Raw genomic sequence first — 19,317 nt, 5'->3', positions numbered from 1 at the left:
CGCTTGCGCCCACAGCCACATCAAAATGGTCAGCTTCAGCTGTCCATTTTCAAGGCGCTGATAAACGCCTCCTGCGGGATATCCACCTTCCCGAACTGGCGCATCTTCTTCTTACCGGCCTTCTGCTTCTCCAGTAGCTTCTTCTTCCGCGTCGCGTCGCCGCCGTAGCACTTCGCCGTCACGTCCTTCCGGAGCGCCGACAGGGTCTCCCGCGCAATCACCTTGCCGCCAATCGCCGCTTGGATCGGGATCTTGAACATGTGACGCGGGATCAGGTCTTTCAGCTTTTCGCACATCGCCCGGCCCCGCATTTCGGCGCGGTCGCGGTGCACCATCATGCTCAGCGCGTCCACCGGCTCGTCATTCACCAGCACGGACATCTTCACAAGGTTGTCTTCCCGGTAGCCCACCATCTGGTAGTCAAACGAGGCATAGCCCTTGGTGATGCTCTTCAGCCGGTCGTAGAAATCAAACACCACCTCGTTCAGCGGCAGGTCATACACCACCATCGCCCGCCCGCCGACATAGGTGAGATCCTGCTGGATGCCCCGCCGCTCCTGGCAGAGCTTCAGCACCTCGCCGAGGTAGTCGTCGGGCACGAGGATCGTCGCCTTGATCCGCGGCTCCTCGACATGGTCCACATAGGTGAGGTCGGGCATGTCGGCGGGGTTGTGAAGCTCCTTCATCTCCCCGTCCTTCATGTAGAGATGATAGACCACGCTCGGTGCCGTGGTGATCAGCTCGATATCATATTCCCGCTCGATCCGGTCGCGGATCACCTCAAGGTGCAGCAACCCGAGGAAGCCGCAGCGGAAGCCAAAGCCCAGCGCGGCGGAGGTTTCCATCTCGTAGCTGAACGATGCGTCATTCAGCGCCAGCTTCTCGATCGCATCCCGCAGGTCTTCAAACTCGGCGCTGTCCACCGGGAACAGCCCGCAGAACACCACCGGCACCGATGGCTTGAAGCCCGGCAGCGGCGTTTCGGTGCCCTTCTTCTCGGTGGTGATCGTGTCACCCACCCGCGTGTCGCGCACCTGCTTGATCGAGGCGGTCAAAAAGCCGATCTCCCCCGGCCCCAGCTCGTCCACCGGCAGCAGCGCGGGCTTGAACACGCCCAAGCGCTCCACCGGATACACCGCATTGGTGCTCATCATCCGGATCCGGTCGCCCTTCTTCAGCACGCCGTCCTTGATCCGCACCAGCACGATCACCCCGAGGTAGGCGTCATACCAGCTATCCACCAGCATCGCCTTCAGCGGCGCATCCCGCTCGCCCTGCGGCGGCGGCAGCTGGGTTACGATGGCCTCCAGCGTCTCCTTGATCCCGACGCCCGTCTTGGCAGACACCTTGATCGCGCCGCTCGCGTCGATCCCGATCACATCCTCGATCTGCTCGGCCACCCGGTCGCAATCGGTGGCGGGCAGGTCGATCTTGTTAAGCACCGGCACAATCTCATGGTCGGCATCAATCGCCTGATAGACGTTCGCCAGCGTCTGCGCCTCAACCCCTTGGGTGGAATCCACCACCAGCAAAGAGCCCTCCACGGCCCGCATGCTCCGGCTCACCTCATAGGCAAAGTCCACGTGCCCGGGCGTGTCGATCAGGTTGAGCACATAGGTCTCCCCGTCGTCCGCCTTGTAGTCGATCCGCACGGTCTGCGCCTTGATGGTGATGCCCCGCTCCCGCTCGATATCCATCGAGTCGAGCAGCTGCTCCTTCATGTCGCGGTCCTGCACCGTGCCGGTGGACTGGATCAGCCGGTCGGCAAGGGTGGATTTCCCGTGGTCGATGTGGGCGACGATGGAGAAGTTGCGGATGTGTTTCAGGTCGGTCATCCGGCTCATATGCTGGGGTTTCAGCGCCCCGTCAAGCGGGCGTAGCGGGCGGCGCGGCCTTGCCCGGCCGGGCCGTGCGCACTCACGTCACCTCACAGCCGCCGGAGTGGGCCGTTTCCGCTCCGTGCACAATCTATTGGCCCTCGCCGCCCGCGCCCCACAAGACATGCCCAATTGAAAATTTCCCGGTTTCGCGCCATCCTGTTGCCATCACGACCCCGTGCAGCCGGAGGCACATCTGGCACATTGGACAACCGATCGAACGAGGCAAACAGCAGATGAAATCCCTTTCCACTCTCTTCCTCTGTGCGGCGATGGCTCTGCCCGCCGTCACCGCAATTCCCACCGCGGCCAGCGCCAAGGTGCTTGAGCGCGCCTGCATCAAATCCGACCGGGGGGCCTCGCGCTCGCTGTGTTCCTGCATCCAGCGGGTGGCGGATTTCGAGCTCAGCCGCTCGGAACAGCGCAAGGGCGCAAAATTCTTCCGCGAGCCGCAGCTGGCGCAGGATACCCGCCAGTCTGACAACCCCGGCAATGAGATCTTCTGGAAGAAGTGGAAGAAGTTCGGCAACTCCGCCGCCGCTTCCTGCTCCTGATCAGCCTTTGAGGCGCAGCTCTTCGATCATCGCGTCGCAGGTCTGCGCCACCATCTCGACAACCCCGTCAAACCCGCCCTCGTAGTAAGGGTCGGGCACCTCTTCACGCCCACTCGGGCCGTGGCTGAGAAACAGCGTCACCGGCGTGGCGTTGCCTACCGGGCGCAGCGCCTCGATGTCGGCAAGGTTCTGGCGGTCCATCGCGTAAATCGCATCGAAACGGTCAAAATCCGCCGCCTTGAACTTCTGCGCCCTGAGCGCGCTCAGATCATAGCCCGCCGCCTTTGCCGCCGCCTGCATCCGCCGGTCCGGCGGCTCGCCCACATGCCACGCCCCGGTGCCCGCCCCCTCAACCTCCACCTCCAGCCCGGCAGCGCGGGCCTTGGCCTCAAAGACGCCGTGTGCGGTGGGGGAGCGGCAGATGTTGCCGAGGCAGACAAAGAGAACGCGATGAGTCATGCTGGCGAGGCTAACCGAACCTGAGGCCTCATGCGACCCATCACCATTCTCACCGGCGCCGGTATCTCTGCCGAGAGCGGCATCGCCACCTTTCGTGACCCGGGCGGCATCTGGGCACAATATGACATCGAAGATGTCGCCACCCCCGAGGCCTTCGCCCGCAATCCGGGGCTTGTGCTCGATTTCTACAACATGCGGCGCGAAAAAGTGAGGGCTGCCGAGCCCAACGCGGCTCACCACGCGCTGGGAAAGTTGCAAAAGTCCTACCCCGGTGCGGTGCATATCATCACCCAAAACGTCGATGACCTACATGAAAAGGGCGGCGCGGAGGTGATTCACATGCATGGGGCGCATCACACCGCGCTCTGCGCCGCCTGCGGCCACCGCTGGCTTGCGCCGCCCGCCATGGCGCTGGAAGATCCCTGCCCCGACTGCCGCCAGCCTGCCACCCGGCCCGATGTCGTCTGGTTCGGCGAGGTGCCCTATCACATGGAGCGCATCGGTGAGATTCTCTCGCAAACCGCGCTCTTCGTTTCCATCGGCACCTCCGGCGCGGTCTACCCTGCCGCGGGCTTCGTCCGCCTTGCCCGCCAGTCCGGGGCCGAGACGCTGGAGCTCAACCTAGAGCCCTCCGAGATCACCCCGCTCTTCGACCAATTCCGCCACGGCCCGGCAACAGAGCTTGTCCCCGCTTGGGTCGAAGAACGCCTCGAAGCCGCTCTACGGTCCTGAAGGCCCGCGCCCCAGCCGCGAAGAATGGCCGACAGGCCTTGATGAGCCGCCCCCGCGCACGCAAACTCCGCCGCCAAGGAGGCCCTCAGAATGTTCTCAAAAGACCAGCTCGATTTCGAGCCCATCCCCCTGCCCGACCGCGCCGATCTGAGCGATGCCGAAAGCCTCGCCGCCGCCCGCGCCTTCCTCGCCAGCATGGAGCAGCGCCACACCGTGCGCGACTTCGCCCCCCGCCCGGTCGATCGCGCGGTGATCGAGGCCGCCATTGCCACCGCAGGCCGCGCGCCCTCCGGGGCGAACCATCAGCCGTGGCATTTCGCTGCCATCTCAGGGCCGAGGGCCAAGGCCGCCATCCGCGCGGCTGCCGAGAAGGAGGAAGAGGCCTTTTACGCCGGGGGTGGCGGGGATGAATGGCTGAAGGCGCTGGAGCCAATGGGCACCGACCCCGCCAAGCCGCATCTTGAGGTCGCGCCTTGGCTTATCGTCATCTTCGCCCAGCGCTGGGGCGAGTTCTCCGACGGCACCCGCTACAAAAATTATTACGTGCCCGAGTCGGTCGGCATCGCCACCGGCTTTCTGATCGCCGCGCTGCACCACGCCGGGCTGGTGGCGCTGACGCACACGCCCAACCCGATGAAGTTCCTCAACGAGTTGCTCGGGCGGCCGGCCTCGGAGAAGCCGGTGATGATTCTCGCCGTTGGCCATCCGGCGGAAGATGCGACGGTGCCGAAAGCGGCCAAGATCAAAAAGCCGCTTTCAGACATTATGTCGGTGATCGAGGCGTAGCCAGCGCCATCAGTGGCCCATCTTCGAATGGTCCATTGCCTCCGGCTTGCGCGCGTTGTCCACCGGGATCTCCACCACCATCTCGCCGGCCTGCTCAAAGGTAAGCGTCACCGAGATGGTGCTGCCCTGTTCCAGCGGCGCGGTGAGGCCCATCAGCATCACGTGGTCGCCGCCACGGGCCAGCGCATGGGCGCCGCCAGCGGGCACGGCAAAGCCCTCTTCCACTTCCATCATCCGCATCACGCCCTCGCCCATGTCCTTATGGGTGTGCAGTTCCACCCGGGCGGCGGCATCGGAGGCGGCGGCAATCAGCCTGTCATCCGCCTCGCCGGTGTTCATGATCTCCATGAAGGCCGCGCCGGATTTGGCCGTGGGGCTGGCAGAGCGGGCGTAAGCGTCCATCACCTTGATGTCTGCAACTGCGGGAGAGGCCGCCATGAGCGCGGCGAGGGTCAAAGCCTTGAGTTTCATCTGTCTTGTCCTGTCTTGAGTTTCTGTCGCGTGAAGATCTCAAGCCAGCGGCGGCCCCCGCGCCTCGAAAACCGCGCGCGCAAGCCGCGCCGCATCCACCCGGTGTGCGAGCACCTGCACAGCGCTCCCTTCGCCCGTGACCTGCACTGCCAGTGGTGGTGGCGGCACATGGGCCTCCACCATTGCGGCCAGCCCGTCGGGGCAGAGATGCGGCGCGCTCACCGGGTTGCCCTCGGCGTCCACATGTACAACCTGCGTGCCGAATCCGGTGCAGATCACCATCTGCCCCACGGCCGCGCCATGCCCGCGCGCCACGGCCAACGCCTGCCCTGCCAGCAGCAGCACCGCCAGCATCAGCCCTGATATGACACGCCTCACCATCATCATCGCGCGCACCCTAGCCGCGCGCTGTCTCGCCGCAAGGGGCCAAAATGAAGCAACCCCGCACGGTGCTGCCACCGGCGGGGTTCACATCTTGCATTCGCAAAGGATCAGGCGGCTTCGGCCTGGGCCTTCTCGATGTCCTTCTTGATCTTCAGCGCCTTGCGCGAAAGATCTTCAGACTTGGCCTTCGCCAGAAAGGCGTCCAGCCCGCCGCGGTGGTCCACCGTGCGCAGGGCGTGGTTCGACACCTTCAGCTTGAAGGGGCGGCCCAGAATGTCGGAGATCAGCGTCACATCCTGCAGATTAGGCAGAAAGCGACGGCGGGTTTTGTTGTTGGCATGGCTGACGTTGTTGCCAGTCATCGGGCCTTTGCCGGTCAGTTCGCAGACGCGAGACATGGTTTCATCCTCGTGCTCAAATGAGAGAGGCGCGGCCCGGGCTGGGCAGCGCGCCCCGAATTTCGTTTCGTGCGTTTAGGGGCAAAGCCGGGAGGCGTCAAGCCTCGTCAGGGGGCGTCCGGGCCGGAATCCTGCGTTTCCTTGCGCTTTTCCACCGAAGGCCCCGGCCCACCCGAGGCCGGATCGGCCATCAGCGGCGCATCGGGCCGCGCCGTGGGGTGATAGGATTCGCTCGGGTCTTCCATGATCACACGCGCCCGCCGCGACAGGAAGAGCTTGCCCCAGCCCGCAAACCGGCCCACCGAGGGCGCGTTGACGTCCTGCTCATACGCGCCCGCCCAGCCCTCCGGCATCGGCAGGCCACAGTCCTCCAGCCGCCCCAGCATCCAGACCAGCGGAATATTCGCCAAGGGCCGCGCCTTGAGGAAGGGGGTGATATGCCCGCCCACGTCGCCGTGACTGCCGCGAAACCACACCTGCTCCAGCCGCTCGCCCGGCCAGCCCTCGCGGCTGACCCACATCACCGGGGCATAGGCCAGCCGGGTTTCGTCCAGCGCCAACGCATGAAAGCCGTTCTTCACCGCCGCCCCGAGATTGTGGTTATGAAAGGCATGGGCGTCATTGGTGAACCGCCAGAGCAATGGCAGCCGAACCCCGAGGCTCTTTACCGTGTCCCAGCAGCCCACCGCCTCGATCCGCACGTCATTGTGGCAATAGGCCAGCCGAAAGCGCAGCGCCGCCTCGCCCGCACCGCCCGCGCGATAGTGTCGCCACATCTGCCGGACGCCGCGCACGGTGGCATGGTTGCGCTTGAGCAGCCCCACCGTATCAATGCAGCCCGCCAGCGAGCGCACCGCATAGGCCCCGCGCGAATAACCGATCAGAAAGATCCGGTCACCCGGCCGGTATCGGCTGGCCAAAAAGCCATAGGCCCGCTGGATCTGCCGGTTGATTCCCCGCCCGACCACCACATCACCGGTCGAGCGCCAGTCGCGCCACTGAATGCCCGGCTCGTAATGCACCGAAAGCCGCGCCCGCGGCACCGCCTGCCTGAGCAGCTTAAAGGTCAGCCCCGCGTTCGTCTCATGCTTCGGGCGCAGGCTCGACATGGTGCCATCCAGCACCACCACATGGGCAACAGACTCCCGCGTGGCCGGGCGCGGCGTGTTCTTTTCGCGCCGCCCCGGCCAGAAGGAGCCTAGAAACTCACGAAGCGTCACCTTCCGCCTCTTTCAACAGCGCCCAAACCCGCTGTGGGGTGAAAGGCACCTGCGCATTGCGCACGCCCTTGTCCCAAAGCGCGTCGATCACCGCGTTGGTCACGGCTGCCATCGCGCCCACCGTGCCCGCCTCGCCGCAGCCCTTCATGCCCAGCGGGTTCTGGATCGAGGGCACCGGATGCGCCTCGAAGCCATAGAACGGCAGGTCGGCGGCACGCGGCATGGCGTAATCCATGAACGAGCCGGTCAGCAGCTGGCCGTCCTCGTCATACACGGCGTTCTCCATCAGGATCTGCCCCACGCCCTGCGCCACGCCGCCATGCACCTGGCCCTCGGCCAGTGTCGGGTTCACGAGGTTGCCGAAATCATCGACCACCGTGTAGCGCTTCAACTCCACCTGCCCGGTCTCCGGGTCCACCTCGACCTCGCAGAAATGCCCGCCGTTGGGGTAGCTGCGCCCGTCGAGCGTGGCCTTGCCCTCATGGCGCAGCAGATCCTCGCGGCCCTTCTGGCGTGCCATCTCGGCGGCGTCGATCATCGTCGGGCGGCGGTTGGAGCCGGGTGCACCAAAGCTGCCATCCTCAAACTCCACCTCATCCACGCCCAGCTCTTCGGCCACGAAAGGCGCGAAGGCCTCTACCATCACGTTGACGGCAGCGATGGTGGCGTTGGTCTGGGTTGTCACCGAGCGCGAGCCGCCGGTGCCGCCCCCCGTGGCGATCCGGTCAGAATCGCCCTGCACCACCCGGATCTTCTCCACCGGAATGCCAGAGCGTTCTTCAAGGAAGGCCGCATAAACCGTCTCATGGCCCTGCCCGTTGGATTGGGTGCCCACCATCAGGTCCACCATGCCGTCCTCGGCAAATTCCACCGTCGCGCCCTCGGTCGGATCCCCAAGGATCGACTCGATGTAATAGGCCAGCCCATAGCCGCGCAGCTTGCCATTGGCCTCGCTCTCGGCCTTGCGGGCCTTGTAGCCCTCAAGATCGGCGGCCTTTTCCACATCGGCCAGAACCGCATGAAAATCGCCCACATCGTAGAGCTCGCCGCTGACGGATTTGTAGGGGAACTGGTCGGCGGGGATGAAGTTCTTGCGCCGCAGCTCCCACGGGCTGACGTCAAGCTGGCGCGCCGCCTCGTCCATCATCCGCTCCAGCACAAAGATCGCCTCGGGCCGCCCCGCGCCGCGATAGGCGTCCATCTGCGCGGTGTTGGTATAGTAGCCCTTGCAGCCCAGATAGGCGGTCTGGATCTGGTAGGTGCCGGGAAAAACGCGGGCAAAGAGAAACGACTGGATATACTGCCCGAAGCCCGAGTTATAGGCGCCCATGTTCGAGCGGTTCTCGCATTTGTAGGCGGTGATCTTGTGGTTCTCGTCGAAGCCCAGCTCGGCGATGCTCACAAGGTCGCGCCCGCCATGGTCGCTTTGCAGCCCCTCGCCACGCTCGCTCATCCAGCGCACCGGATGGTCAAGGTACTTGGCGGCCCAGGCTACCACGCAATGCTCCGGAAATTCCTGCCCCTTCAGGCCAAACCCGCCGCCCACATCAGGATGCGTGACCCGCACGTTCTCCTCTGCCAGCCCGAGGTGCCGGGCAAGCGAGGCCTTCTGCCCCCAAACCCCCTGCCCGCTGAAACACAGGTGAATGCGCCCGTCGGCCCACTCCGCCCATGCGCCGCGCGGCTCCATCGAAACGATCATCACCCGGTTGTCGACGATTTCGAGCTTCACCCGATGCTTGGAGGCCGCCAGCGCCGCATCGGTGGCCTCTTCATCGCCCTGCGCCCAGTGATAGGCCATGTTGTCGGGCGCCTCTTCGTGCAGCGGCTCGCCGCCGGGGGCCAGCTCCATATGCGCGGGCAGTTCCTCGAAATCCAACTCGATCGCCTCGGCGGCATCCTTCGCCTGCTCCGGCGTCTCGGCAATGACCACCGCAATCGGGTCGCCTACAAAGCGCATCCGCTCTTCCACCAGCACCGGGCGCTTGGCATCGGCCCCCTTGGAGCCGTCCACATTGGCCACCCGGGCGCCTTCCAGCAGCAGGTCCACCCCATCGGCCTTCATCTCGGCCGCGCCGGCCACCAGCTTCACGCCCGGCATCTCGCGGGCCTCCTCCAGCCCCAGCGACACCAGCTTCCCATGGCCCACCGGCGAGCGCAGGAAATGGGCAAACAGCGCACCCTCGGGCACCGTATCCTCAAGATATTGCCCGTGTCCGGTGAGAAAACGCTGGTCTTCCACCCGTTTGAGAGACTGGCTTTTTCCGAAAGCGTTCATGCTGCTGACTCCTCTTCGCTGGCCCGTGAGACACTAGCCTTCATGGCCGCACTGTCCAGAGCCAGCACGGGCTTTCCCTCTCCCCGTCAAAGAGGTATCCCCTCGCCCCAAGCAAAGCATGAGCCGGAGAGCCAACATGGCAATGGAAAAGACGTTCGACGCAAGCGAAGCCGAAGGCCGCATCTACGCGGCATGGGAGAAGGCAGGCGCCTTCGCCGCCGGTGTCGCCGCGCGCCGCCCCGAGACCTATTCCATCATGATCCCGCCCCCCAACGTGACCGGCTCGCTCCACATGGGCCACGCCTTCAACAACACGTTGCAGGACATTCTCATCCGCTGGCACCGTATGCGCGGGTTTGACACGCTCTGGCAGCCCGGCACCGACCACGCAGGCATCGCCACCCAAATGGTCACCGAGCGCGAAATGGCGGCGGGCGGCGAGCCGACCCGCGCCGAGATGGGCCGCGAGAAATTTCTTGAGCGCGTCTGGCAGCAAAAGGTCGCCTCGCGCAGCACCATCATCGGCCAGCTCAAGCGCCTCGGTGCCTCCTGCGACTGGTCCCGCGAGGCCTTCACCATGGGCGGCGCGGCGGGTGACCCGGACGCCGGTAAAGGCGCGCCCAACTTCCACGATGCCGTCATCAAGGTCTTCGTCGACATGTACGAAAAGGGCCTGATCTATCGCGGTAAACGCCTCGTGAACTGGGATCCGCATTTCGAAACCGCCATCTCCGATCTCGAGGTCGAAAACATCGAAACGCCCGGCCACATGTGGCATTTCAAATACCCGCTGGCGGGGGGCGAAACCTACGAATACGTCGAGAAGGACGAGGACGGAAACGTCACCCTCCGCGAGACCCGCGACTACATCTCCATCGCCACGACACGGCCGGAAACCATGCTGGGCGACGGCGCCGTCGCCGTTCACCCATCAGATGAACGCTACGCTCCAATCGTCGGAAAACTTTGCGAAATCCCGGTTGGCCCCAAAGAGCACCGCCGGTTGATCCCGATCATCACCGACGAATACCCCGACCCCACCTTCGGCTCCGGCGCGGTCAAGATCACCGGCGCCCACGACTTCAACGACTACGGCGTTGCCACCCGCAACAACATCCCGCTCTACCGCCTGATGGACACCAAGGCGAACATGCGCGACGACGGCGAGCCCTACGCCACCTGCGCCGCCCGCGCCCAGCAAATCGCCAACGGCGCGGAGTTCACCGAGGCCGAGGTCGACACGCTCAACCTCGTGCCGGATGACCTGCGCGGCCTCGACCGCTTCGAAGCCCGCAAGAAGGTCGTCGCCCAGATCACCGACGAAGGCCTCGCCGTCATGATCCCCGCCCCGCCGGATGACGAGGGCGAGGTCTGCTTCGACGGCGGCATGATGCCCTACGTCGAGAACAAGCCGATCATGCAGCCCTTCGGCGACCGCTCGAAGGTCGTCATCGAGCCCATGCTCACCGACCAGTGGTTCGTCGACGCCGAAAAGATCGTCGGCCCCGCGCTGGATGCTGTCCGCAATGGCGAGGTGAAAATCCTCCCCGAGTCCGGTGAAAAGACCTACTACCACTGGCTCGACAACATCGAACCCTGGTGCATCTCCCGCCAGCTCTGGTGGGGCCACCAGATCCCGGTGTGGTATGGGCCGAAATTCGACGAGTCCGGAGAGCTAATTCTTCGGGAGACTGAGCGGTTTTGCGCGGGTAGCTTTCAAGAAGCACGGTTAAAGGCTTCGGCCCATTATGAGCGCCTTCTCGGTCAAACCTTCGACGTGATTGAATACGACTATGATCAAGACGCAATCGTCTCGGACGAATTCGTGCAGAAGTTCAAGAGAGAGCACCACAAGTCGGAATCTCTTGAGTCCAGTCGCGAATGGAAACTCAACCGTGGCCAAGGAAAAATCTGGATTGGGCGCGACCCGGACGTGCTCGACACCTGGTTCTCCTCCGGCCTCTGGCCCATCGGCACCCTCGGCTGGCCCGAGCAAACCCCGGAGCTGGCCAGATACTTCCCCACCTCCACCCTCGTCACCGGGCAGGACATCCTCTTCTTCTGGGTCGCCCGGATGATGATGATGCAGCTTGCCGTCGTGGGCGAAGTCCCCTTCACCGAGGTCTACCTCCACGGCCTCGTCCGCGACGCCAAGGGCAAGAAGATGTCCAAGTCCGTCGGCAACGTCATCGACCCGCTGGAGATCATCGGTGAATACGGCGCCGACGCGCTCCGCTTCTCCTCCGCCGCCATGGCCGCCCTCGGCGGCGTGCTCAAGCTCGACACCCAGCGCATCGCCGGCTACCGCAACTTCGGCACCAAGCTGTGGAACGCCGCCCGCTTCGCCGAGATGAACGGCGTCTTCGAAGCCCGGCCCACCGAGCGCCCGCAGCCCCAATCCACCGTCAACCGCTGGATCATCGGAGAGCTGGCCAAAACCCGCGCAGCCGTAGATGACGCGCTGCAAAACTATCGCTTTAACGATTCCGCGCAGGCGCTCTACAGCTTCACATGGGGCACCTTCTGCGACTGGTACATCGAGTTCTCCAAGCCGCTGTTCGACACGGATGCAGCGCAGGAAACACGCGAAACCATGTCCTGGGCGCTCGATCAGGTGCTCATCCTGCTGCACCCGATCATGCCCTTCATCACCGAGGAACTCTGGGCCGAAAAAGGCCACGAAGGCTTCGTGATGCACGCCGAATGGCCAGAATACGGCCCCGAACTGATCGACGCGCAGGCCGATACCGAGGTCAACTGGGTCATCTCCCTCATCGAGGCCATCCGCTCGGCACGCGCCCAAATGCACGTGCCCGCCGGCCTGCATGTGCCGCTCATTCAAGTGTCCCTCACCCCCGAGGGCGAAACGGCCTATGCCAACAACGAGGCCCTCATCAAGCGCCTCGCCCGCGTCGGGTCGCTCACAAAGGCCGACGAGATGCCCAAAGGCGCCATCACCATCGCCGTTTCCGGCGGCACCTTCGGCCTCCCCGTCGCCGACCTTATCGACATTGATGAAGAGAAGGCCCGGCTTGAAAAGACCCTCGGCAAACTCGCCAAGGAAATCGGTGGGCTGAACGGGCGGTTGAAAAACCCCAAGTTCGCCGAAAACGCTCCGCCCGAGGTGGTCGAGGAGGCGCAGGCCAACCTCGCCGAGCGGCAGGAAGAAGAGGCGAAACTCAAAGAGGCCCTCGCTCGCCTCGCAGAGATCGGATGATGTAGGGTGGGCAATCTGCCCACCTTTCCTCACACCTCCTTCATCGCAAAGGCCAGCGCCGCCCCCCCGGCGGCGATCACGGCAAACACCGCCAGCACCACCCCCGGCCCCGTCACCGAGGCCAGCACGCCGAAGGCGCCGCCCCCGAGCAGCGCTATGCCCACGGTGGTGTTGGCCACCGCCGTGTAGCTCGCCCGCTGCGCCTCAGGTGCAAGGTTCACAAGGTAGGTCGAGCGCCCCACGCGGACGCCGCGATAGCTCACCATAAGGCCAAACAGCACCAGTGGCGCTGCCCAGGCCGTGCCCATCGCGCCCGCAAGCAGCACCGCCGCCGCCAGAAAGCCCGCCGCCACCGCGCCCGAAATCGCCAGCACCAGCCGGCTCGACCGGTCCGCCAACCGCCCCCAGATCCAGCCCGAGATCAGCCCAGCCAGCGCCGAAGCCGCCAGCATCGCGCCCAAGGCGCCCCAGCGGTCATCCCCCGCCTGCCCGGCCAGCATCACCAGGTAGGGCGGCGCCAGCGCGGTGGGCAAAAGCAGCACCCGGGCCAGCACGAAGCGGCGCAGGTCGGCATCCTCCCGCAGCAGCACCAACTGCCCCAAACCAGTCGCCTCGCCTTCGGCATCGCCGGGCCGGTCCTCCTCGCGAATTGTCGCAAAAATGCAAGCCGCCCCCAGCCAGGCCGCCCCTGCCAGCGCAATCGCACCGGCCACAAGTTGAAATCTTTCAAGCAGCCCCAGCATCAGCAGGCCCGCAAACAGCAGCACCCCCGCCGAGGCCAGAGAGGCCGCAAAGCCCGTCACCGTGCCCCGGCGCGGCTTGTCCACCGTCTTGCCCAGCACGTCCTTGTAGCTCACCGAGCAGACGCTGCGCGCCACCGCCAAAACCGACAGCGCAGCCACAATCACCACGCCCGCCGCCCAGCCTTCCAGCAAAAGCGCCGCCGCCAAAATCACCAGCGCCGCCACGCCCTGCCCCGCCGCGCCGCCGGCCCAAGCCCACTTGCGCCGCCCCATCGCCCGGATCCGCGCCGCGGTGAAGAGCTGCGGCACCAGCGCCCCGGCCTCGCGCACCGGCACCAACAGGCCCGTCAACGCCGCCGGTGCACCGAGCGCGCCCATCAGCCAGCTCAGCACCAGTTTCGGGTCAATCAATCCATCTGCCAGCTTCGAGAGCGACAGAGACGCCGCGTGGCGAAAGAAGTTCCCCGCCTCCGCCTCCCGCGCTTCCTGCGTGATATCCTCGGCCCGCTCCGGGCCATCCTCTGTCAGCGTCTCAAACGCCCGATCCGTGAATGTCATGCTGTATATACGCCTCTACCGTCGATCGGTTCATTCATCGCCCGTTTTCGGTCGCAGATGAAAAAATGCGCCTGATCTGTTAGGCTCGGCCCTACGCTGCCCGAGCGCGCAACCGCTGCGCTCTCCCGTCACGTCAGAAGGATTCGTCATGCCATGTTGCCGCAACCTCCTCGCCGCCCTCGCCCTCCTTGCCGCCGTCGCGCCCGCTGCGGCCTCGGCCCAGCGCATGTCCGTCCTCACCCTCGGCCCGGGTGAAGCGCTGGACGGCCCCGATGGGTGGTCGATCTTCCGGACCGAGGGCTTCTGCCTCGCCGTCGGCTCGCCGCCCGAGGCCGGACGGGCCTGGCCCCGCCCGATCTTCGGCAGGATGCGCACCCGGGACGGCGGCATCATCGGGGCCATGGGCGACCCCGCCACGAACGATGCCGAAAACCTGATCGAAAACACCGTCGCCATGTTCTTTTCCATCGACAGCAGCGGCACGGTGGAGGCGCCGGTCAAGGCTGTGCTCTTCGGCATGGGCGATCCGATGGGGCTGATCCCCGTCATCGTGCTGAACGACAAGGATTACACCACCATCGACACCGCACTGCGCCGTGGCAATGCGCTCAGGCTCAAGCTAGTCTCCACCCCGGAGTCTGGCGAGGCGGCCACCCTCATCGAGGAGAGTTTCAGCCTTTCGGGCTCCACTAAGGCCAGCAACGCCCTCGCCGCCTGCCTCGACGGCTGACCGTCCCCCGCCGCTTCACGCCACACGCGTTGACACCTGCCGCTGGCGGGTGCATTGGTGCGCCTACGACATAACCCGCAACCGGGCGTTCCGTGGGCGCCAAACCGACGAGGAGAGCCGATATGGCCCAAATCTCTCTCACCTTCCCCGATGGCAATGCACGCGACTACGAGGCCGGGATCACCCCTGCCGAAGTTGCCGCCTCCATCTCCAAATCCCTCGCCAAATCCGCCATCTCCGCCATGGTCGACGGCAAGCACCACGATCTCGCATGGCCGATCGAGGCCGATGCGCAGATCGCCATCAACACCATGAAGGATGACGCCCCCGCGCTGGAGCTCATCCGCCACGACTTCGCCCACGTCATGGCCCGCGCCGTGCAGGCGCTCTGGCCCGATGTGAAGGTCACCATCGGCCCGGTGATCGAGAACGGCTGGTATTACGACTTCGACCGCGCCGAGCCCTTCACCCCCGAAGATCTCGGCCAGATCGAAAAGAAGATGAAGGAAATCATCAACAAGCGCGATCCGGTCCGCACCGAGGTCTGGCCGCGCGACAAGGCCGTGGCGCATTACGAAGCCAACAACGAGCCCTACAAGGTTGAGCTGATCGAGGCGATCCCGGGCGACGAGCCGCTGCGGATGTATTGGCACGGCGACTGGCAGGATCTCTGCCGCGGCCCCCACCTCCAGCACACCGGCCAGCTTCCGGCCGATGCCTTCAAGCTGATGAGCGTCGCCGGGGCCTATTGGCGCGGTGACAGCTCCCGCCCGATGCTCCAGCGCATCTACGGCGTCGCCTTCAAGAACCGCGAAGACCTGAAGGCCCACCTCACCTTCCTCGAAGAGGCCGAGCGGCGCGATCACCGCCGCCTGGGCCGCGAGATGGACCTCTTCCACATGCAGGAAGAGGCCCCCGGGCAGGTCTTCTGGCACCCCAACGGCTGGACGATCTACACCGCCCTGCAAGACTACATGCGCCGCAAGCAGCGCGCCGGTGGCTACCGCGAGATCAACACGCCCCAAGTGGTCGACCGCAAGCTCTGGGAGGCCTCCGGCCACTGGGAAAAGTACCAGCACCACATGTTTCTCGTCGAAGTCGACGAAAGCCGCGATGGCGAGAATGACGACGCCACCAAGGCCAAGGACCACAGCCAAACCCGCATCAACGCGCTCAAGCCGATGAACTGCCCCTGCCACGTGCAGGTCTTCAACCAAGGCCTCAAGAGCTACCGCGACCTGCCCCTGCGGCTGGCCGAGTTTGGCTCCTGCGCCCGCTTCGAGCCCTCCGGCGCGCTCCATGGCATCATGCGCGTGCGCGGCTTCACGCAGGATGACGCCCACATCTTCTGCACCGAGGAGCAAATTCAGGAAGAATGCGCCCGCTTCATCGACTTCACCGCCGACATCTACCGCGAGCTTGGCTTCGACAACTTCGAAATCAAGTTCGCCACCCGGCCTGAAAAGCGCGTCGGCTCCGAAGAGAGCTGGGATTATGTCGAGAACGCGCTGGAATCCGCCATCAAGGCCGTGGGCCGCGACTACACGCTTGAGCCGGGCGACGGCGCCTTCTACGGCCCCAAGCTCGACTTCTACCTGACCGACGCCATCGGCCGGGTTTGGCAATGCGGCACCTTCCAGGTGGACCCGAACCTGCCCGAACGCCTCGGCGCGGGCTACATCGGGCAAGACGGCGACAAGCACCGCCCCTTCATGCTGCACCGCGCCTGCCTTGGCAGCTTCGAGCGGTTCATCGGCATCCTGATCGAAAACTGGGAAGGCAAGCTGCCCTTCTGGCTCGCCCCCCGGCAGGTTGTTGTCGCTTCCATCACTTCGGAGGCCGATGATTACGTCAACGAGGTCGTTGCCGAGCTGCAAGCCAAGGGCATCCGCGCCGAGGCCGACATTCGCAACGAAAAGATCAACTACAAGGTCCGCGAACACTCGGTCGGCAAGGTGCCCGTCATCCTCGCCTGCGGGGGCCGCGAGGTGGAAGAGCGCACCGTTTCCGTCCGCCGCCTTGGCGAAAAACAGACCTCGGTTCAAAGCCTTGCGGATATCATCGCAAGCCTCGCCGCCGAGGCCACGCCCCCCGATCTGGCGTAACATCCCTGACAGCCACGTGAGCGCCGCGCCGCACCCCGCTGGGCGGCGCTTTCATTTTGTAACCATATGTCGGCCCCTCACGGCTTTGTGGGGACGAATGTTACAGAACACCGCAAGCACCTCACGATCGAAACTTCGAATTTTCAACACCTTAGCCGTTTGAGCCAGTTTTTCTGCACCGCAAAAGCCCATGCCCCACATAACGGCCCCGTGTGTTCACAGGCCTGTCAATGGCGCGTGATCACCCGCAGCGACTAGCTTTTTGACATCCCCGGATGGATGACCCGGGGCCACGATACACCGTGAAAAACCAAACCAACCCAAGGGGATACCCATGTCCAAAACCGTCAAAACCCTCGCCGTTGCCGCTTCGGTCGCCGCTGCCATGACCGCCGCTCACACCGCCTCCGCGCAAGAGCAGGAAAAGTGCTACGGCGTTTCCATGGCTGGCGAAAACGACTGCGCCGCCGGCCCTGGCACCACCTGCAAGGGCACCTCGACCGTGGATTACCAGGGCAACGCCTGGACCCTCGTTCCCGCCGGCACCTGCGCCGACATCGAGCTGCCCGCCATGGGTGACACCGCTCGCATGGGCTCGCTTGAGCCGCTTGAGCGCGACCTGCCCAAGTCCTAAAGCCTTCGCGCCCGGCTCCACGGGGCCGGGCGCACCCCTCGTCCTTGCCAGAGGTGCCCCATGTCCTCACCAGATTTCCGCCTGCCCGCCGGGGTTGGCGTTGGCTACAAGTCCCAGCATTTCAATGACTTGGTGAATGACCCGGGCCGCGTGAGCTGGCTCGAAATCCACGCCGAGAACTACATGGGCGATGGTGGCCGCCCGCTGGCCCAGCTCCGCCACCTTGCCGAGCGCTTCCCCATCTCCGTCCACGGCGTTGGCCTCTCCATTGGCGGGGAAGCCCCGCTGGACGCCGACCACCTCGCCCGCCTCAAGCACCTTTGCGACTGGCTCCAGCCCGCCAGCTTCTCCGAACACCTCGCATGGTCCACCCACGAGGGCGCCTTCCTGAACGACCTGCTGCCGCTGCCCTACACCAAGGCCACGCTCACCCGCGTCTGCGACCACATCGACCAGCTTCAGGCCACGATTGGCCGCGCGATGATGCTCGAAAACCCCTCCACCTACCTCGCCTTCACCGAAAGCGAGATGGAAGAAACCGACTTTCTGGCAGAGATCGCCCGCCGCACCGGCTGCGGATTACTGTTGGATGTCAACAACGTATACGTCGCCTGCACCAACCAGCAGCGCGACCCGCTTGACTATATCGAACATTTCCCGCTGTCCGCCGTCCACGAGATCCACCTCGGCGGACACGACGAACAAGCCGATGAGCACGGCGACCGCCTGCTGATCGACAGCCACGATGCCGAGGTGGTCGATCCGGTCTGGCAGCTCTACCGAGAAACCATCCGCCGCGCTGGCCCCCGCCCGACGCTGATCGAATGGGATGCCGACATCCCCGACTATCCCACGCTCGAAGCCGAGGCCGCCCGCGCCGCCGACATTCTCCAACCGGTGGCCGCATGAGCCAATCCGCCTTCCATAGCGCCCTCCTCGCGCCGGATGCCCCCGTGCCCGATGGCTTGGTGGACCCAAAGGGCCGCCCTGCTGGCAAGCGCTTCGATGTCTATCGCAACAACGTTGTCGTTTCCCTCAGCGAGGCGCTGGCAGAGGCCTTCCCCGTCCTGCTCAAGATCGTTGGTGACGAGTTTTTCAGTGCAATGGCCGGCCACTACGTGCGCGCCGAGCCACCCCGCGATCCGCGCATCGCCACGTGGGGCGCCAGCTTCCCGGCCTTCCTCAAGGCCTTCCCGCCCGTCGCCCATATCGCCTACCTCGCCGATGTCGCCCGGCTGGAGCAGGCCCTGCGCGAAAGCTACCACGCAGCCGACAGCACCCCGGCCGACCCGGCGCAGATCACGCCGCAGAGCCGCCTCGTGCTGGCACCCTCCCTGCGCTCCGTCGCCTCGCCCTACCCCATTCACGCCATCTGGCTCTATACCCGTGGCGAAGGCCCCAAGCCCGAGGCGCAGGCCCAAACCGTTCTCGTCACCCGCCCGGGGTTTGACCCGCAGCTCACCCCGCTGCCCCCTGCCGCGGGCGCTTTTCTCGCCGCGCTGGCCCGCGGTGATACCCTCGAAGAGGCCACGCCCGATGGCCTCGACATCACCAGCACCCTCGCCGCCCTGATCTCTGGCGGCGCAATCACGGAGGTTCAGCCATGACCCGCCTTCTCAGCCTCTACGATGCCGCCGCCCTCCGCCTTGAAGGGGCCGCGCCTTGGCTTATCCCCAGCCTCGCCCGCCTCGTCTTCGCCGGGGTGCTGCTGGTCTATTACCTCAACTCCGGCCTCTCGAAGTTCGGCGAAGGGGTGCTCGGCCTCTTCCGCCCCGACGCGGGGGCCTATGTCACCATCTTCCCAAAGGCGATGGAGGCCGCAAATTACGACGTGAGCCAGCTCAACGTCTTCCACTGGGCCGTCACCCTTGCCGGCACATGGGCCGAGGTGATCCTGCCGGTGCTCATCGTCATCGGGCTCTTCACCCGCCTCGCATCACTCGCGATGATCGGCTTCGTCTTCGTCCAGAGCGTGGTTGATGTTTACGGCCACGGCGTGAGCGGCGGTGATATCGGCGCATGGTTCGATGCCCCATCGGGGGCCTTGCTGCTCGATCAGCGCGCCTTCTGGATCTTCGCCCTGGCCATCCTCGTGCTGCGCGGCGCGGGGCCGATCTCGGTGGACCGCGCGCTCACCGCCTTCCGCCCCGCCGCCGCGCCCGCGTAGGGTG

General features: G+C 65.2%; 18 protein-coding genes. 10 read left to right on the top strand and 8 right to left on the bottom strand.

Going from position 1 to position 19,317, the window contains the following annotated elements; all coding sequences use genetic code 11:
- Positions 1–35 precede the first annotated feature (35 nt).
- A complete protein-coding gene (lepA, locus tag ACXAG6_RS08915; protein WP_475337077.1) occupies positions 36–1,835 on the bottom strand; it encodes a translation elongation factor 4 in 1,800 nt (599 codons plus the stop codon).
- A 278-nt stretch (positions 1,836–2,113) separates the two neighbouring features.
- Between lepA and ACXAG6_RS08910 the strand changes: the two genes are divergently transcribed.
- Positions 2,114–2,431, top strand: coding sequence for a hypothetical protein (locus tag ACXAG6_RS08910; RefSeq protein WP_475337076.1), 318 nt, complete (start codon positions 2,114–2,116; stop codon positions 2,429–2,431).
- On the opposite strand, the gene ACXAG6_RS08905 is transcribed toward ACXAG6_RS08910, so the two are convergent.
- Positions 2,432–2,890, bottom strand: a complete 459-nt coding sequence (locus tag ACXAG6_RS08905; protein WP_475337075.1) for a low molecular weight protein-tyrosine-phosphatase — start codon at positions 2,888–2,890, stop codon at positions 2,432–2,434.
- 30 nt (positions 2,891–2,920) lie between these two features.
- Between ACXAG6_RS08905 and ACXAG6_RS08900 the strand changes: the two genes are divergently transcribed.
- Both ACXAG6_RS08900 and ACXAG6_RS08895 read left to right on the top strand, forming a co-directional pair.
- Positions 2,921–3,622 carry an NAD-dependent deacylase gene (locus ACXAG6_RS08900; protein WP_475337073.1) on the top strand — a complete coding sequence of 234 codons (702 nt, stop codon included), beginning with the start codon at positions 2,921–2,923 and terminating at the stop codon, positions 3,620–3,622.
- A gap of 90 nt (positions 3,623–3,712) precedes the next feature.
- Positions 3,713–4,408, top strand: a complete 696-nt coding sequence (locus ACXAG6_RS08895) for a nitroreductase family protein (RefSeq protein ID WP_475337072.1) — start codon at positions 3,713–3,715, stop codon at positions 4,406–4,408.
- Between the two features lie 9 nt (positions 4,409–4,417).
- Here the strand turns inward: ACXAG6_RS08895 and ACXAG6_RS08890 are convergent, their stop codons facing one another.
- From ACXAG6_RS08890 to ACXAG6_RS08870, 5 genes are all read right to left on the bottom strand, one after another.
- Positions 4,418–4,879 carry a copper chaperone PCu(A)C gene (locus ACXAG6_RS08890; RefSeq protein ID WP_475337071.1) on the bottom strand — a complete coding sequence of 154 codons (462 nt, stop codon included), beginning with the start codon at positions 4,877–4,879 and terminating at the stop codon, positions 4,418–4,420.
- Between the two features lie 39 nt (positions 4,880–4,918).
- Entirely contained in the window at positions 4,919–5,266 is a 348-nt protein-coding gene (locus ACXAG6_RS08885) for a hypothetical protein (protein WP_475337070.1), read from the bottom strand.
- Positions 5,267–5,370: 104 nt separating this feature from the next.
- On the bottom strand, positions 5,371–5,661 hold the full coding sequence (rpmB, locus tag ACXAG6_RS08880) for a 50S ribosomal protein L28 (protein ID WP_140013559.1): 291 nt from the start codon (positions 5,659–5,661) through the stop codon (positions 5,371–5,373).
- 107 nt (positions 5,662–5,768) lie between these two features.
- Positions 5,769–6,881: a DUF2235 domain-containing protein gene (locus ACXAG6_RS08875; protein WP_475337068.1), complete on the bottom strand. Its 1,113-nt coding sequence runs from the start codon at positions 6,879–6,881 to the stop codon at positions 5,769–5,771.
- Positions 6,868–9,159 (bottom strand): xanthine dehydrogenase family protein molybdopterin-binding subunit, encoded by a 2,292-nt coding sequence (locus ACXAG6_RS08870; RefSeq protein ID WP_475337067.1) that lies wholly within the window; start codon positions 9,157–9,159, stop codon positions 6,868–6,870. Before ACXAG6_RS08870 ends, ACXAG6_RS08875 begins: the two co-directional genes overlap by 14 nt.
- Before the next feature lie 136 nt (positions 9,160–9,295).
- Here ACXAG6_RS08870 and ACXAG6_RS08865 point away from each other — a divergent pair, with 136 nt between their 5' ends.
- The gene (locus ACXAG6_RS08865) at positions 9,296–12,376 is read left to right on the top strand and encodes a valine--tRNA ligase (RefSeq protein WP_475337066.1); all 3,081 of its coding nucleotides are present in this window, start codon (positions 9,296–9,298) and stop codon (positions 12,374–12,376) included.
- Positions 12,377–12,405: 29 nt separating this feature from the next.
- Here the strand turns inward: ACXAG6_RS08865 and ACXAG6_RS08860 are convergent, their stop codons facing one another.
- Positions 12,406–13,677, bottom strand: a complete 1,272-nt coding sequence (locus ACXAG6_RS08860; protein WP_475337065.1) for an MFS transporter — start codon at positions 13,675–13,677, stop codon at positions 12,406–12,408.
- Positions 13,678–13,825: 148 nt separating this feature from the next.
- On the opposite strand from ACXAG6_RS08860, the gene ACXAG6_RS08855 reads away from it, so the two are divergent.
- The 6 genes from ACXAG6_RS08855 (at position 13,826) to ACXAG6_RS08830 (ending at position 19,313) form a co-directional block, all read left to right on the top strand.
- Positions 13,826–14,407 carry a hypothetical protein gene (locus ACXAG6_RS08855; RefSeq protein WP_475337064.1) on the top strand — a complete coding sequence of 194 codons (582 nt, stop codon included), beginning with the start codon at positions 13,826–13,828 and terminating at the stop codon, positions 14,405–14,407.
- Between the two features lie 122 nt (positions 14,408–14,529).
- Complete coding sequence (gene thrS / locus ACXAG6_RS08850) at positions 14,530–16,512, top strand: threonine--tRNA ligase (RefSeq protein WP_475337063.1); 1,983 nt, start codon at positions 14,530–14,532, stop codon at positions 16,510–16,512.
- A gap of 334 nt (positions 16,513–16,846) precedes the next feature.
- The gene (locus tag ACXAG6_RS08845) at positions 16,847–17,146 is read left to right on the top strand and encodes a BufA1 family periplasmic bufferin-type metallophore (RefSeq protein WP_140013554.1); all 300 of its coding nucleotides are present in this window, start codon (positions 16,847–16,849) and stop codon (positions 17,144–17,146) included.
- Positions 17,147–17,206: 60 nt separating this feature from the next.
- A complete protein-coding gene (gene bufB, locus ACXAG6_RS08840) occupies positions 17,207–18,055 on the top strand; it encodes an MNIO family bufferin maturase (RefSeq protein WP_475337061.1) in 849 nt (282 codons plus the stop codon).
- Positions 18,052–18,753, top strand: coding sequence for an HvfC/BufC family peptide modification chaperone (locus ACXAG6_RS08835; protein ID WP_475337060.1), 702 nt, complete (start codon positions 18,052–18,054; stop codon positions 18,751–18,753). The genes bufB and ACXAG6_RS08835 overlap by 4 nt, the downstream gene beginning before the upstream one ends.
- Positions 18,750–19,313, top strand: a complete 564-nt coding sequence (locus ACXAG6_RS08830) for a DoxX family protein (protein WP_475337059.1) — start codon at positions 18,750–18,752, stop codon at positions 19,311–19,313. The genes ACXAG6_RS08835 and ACXAG6_RS08830 overlap by 4 nt, the downstream gene beginning before the upstream one ends.
- Positions 19,314–19,317: the final 4 nt, after the last annotated feature.

Source organism: Vannielia sp. ABF1_015 (assembly GCF_056160745.1).
This window is presented reverse-complemented; position numbering and strand designations above follow the sequence as displayed.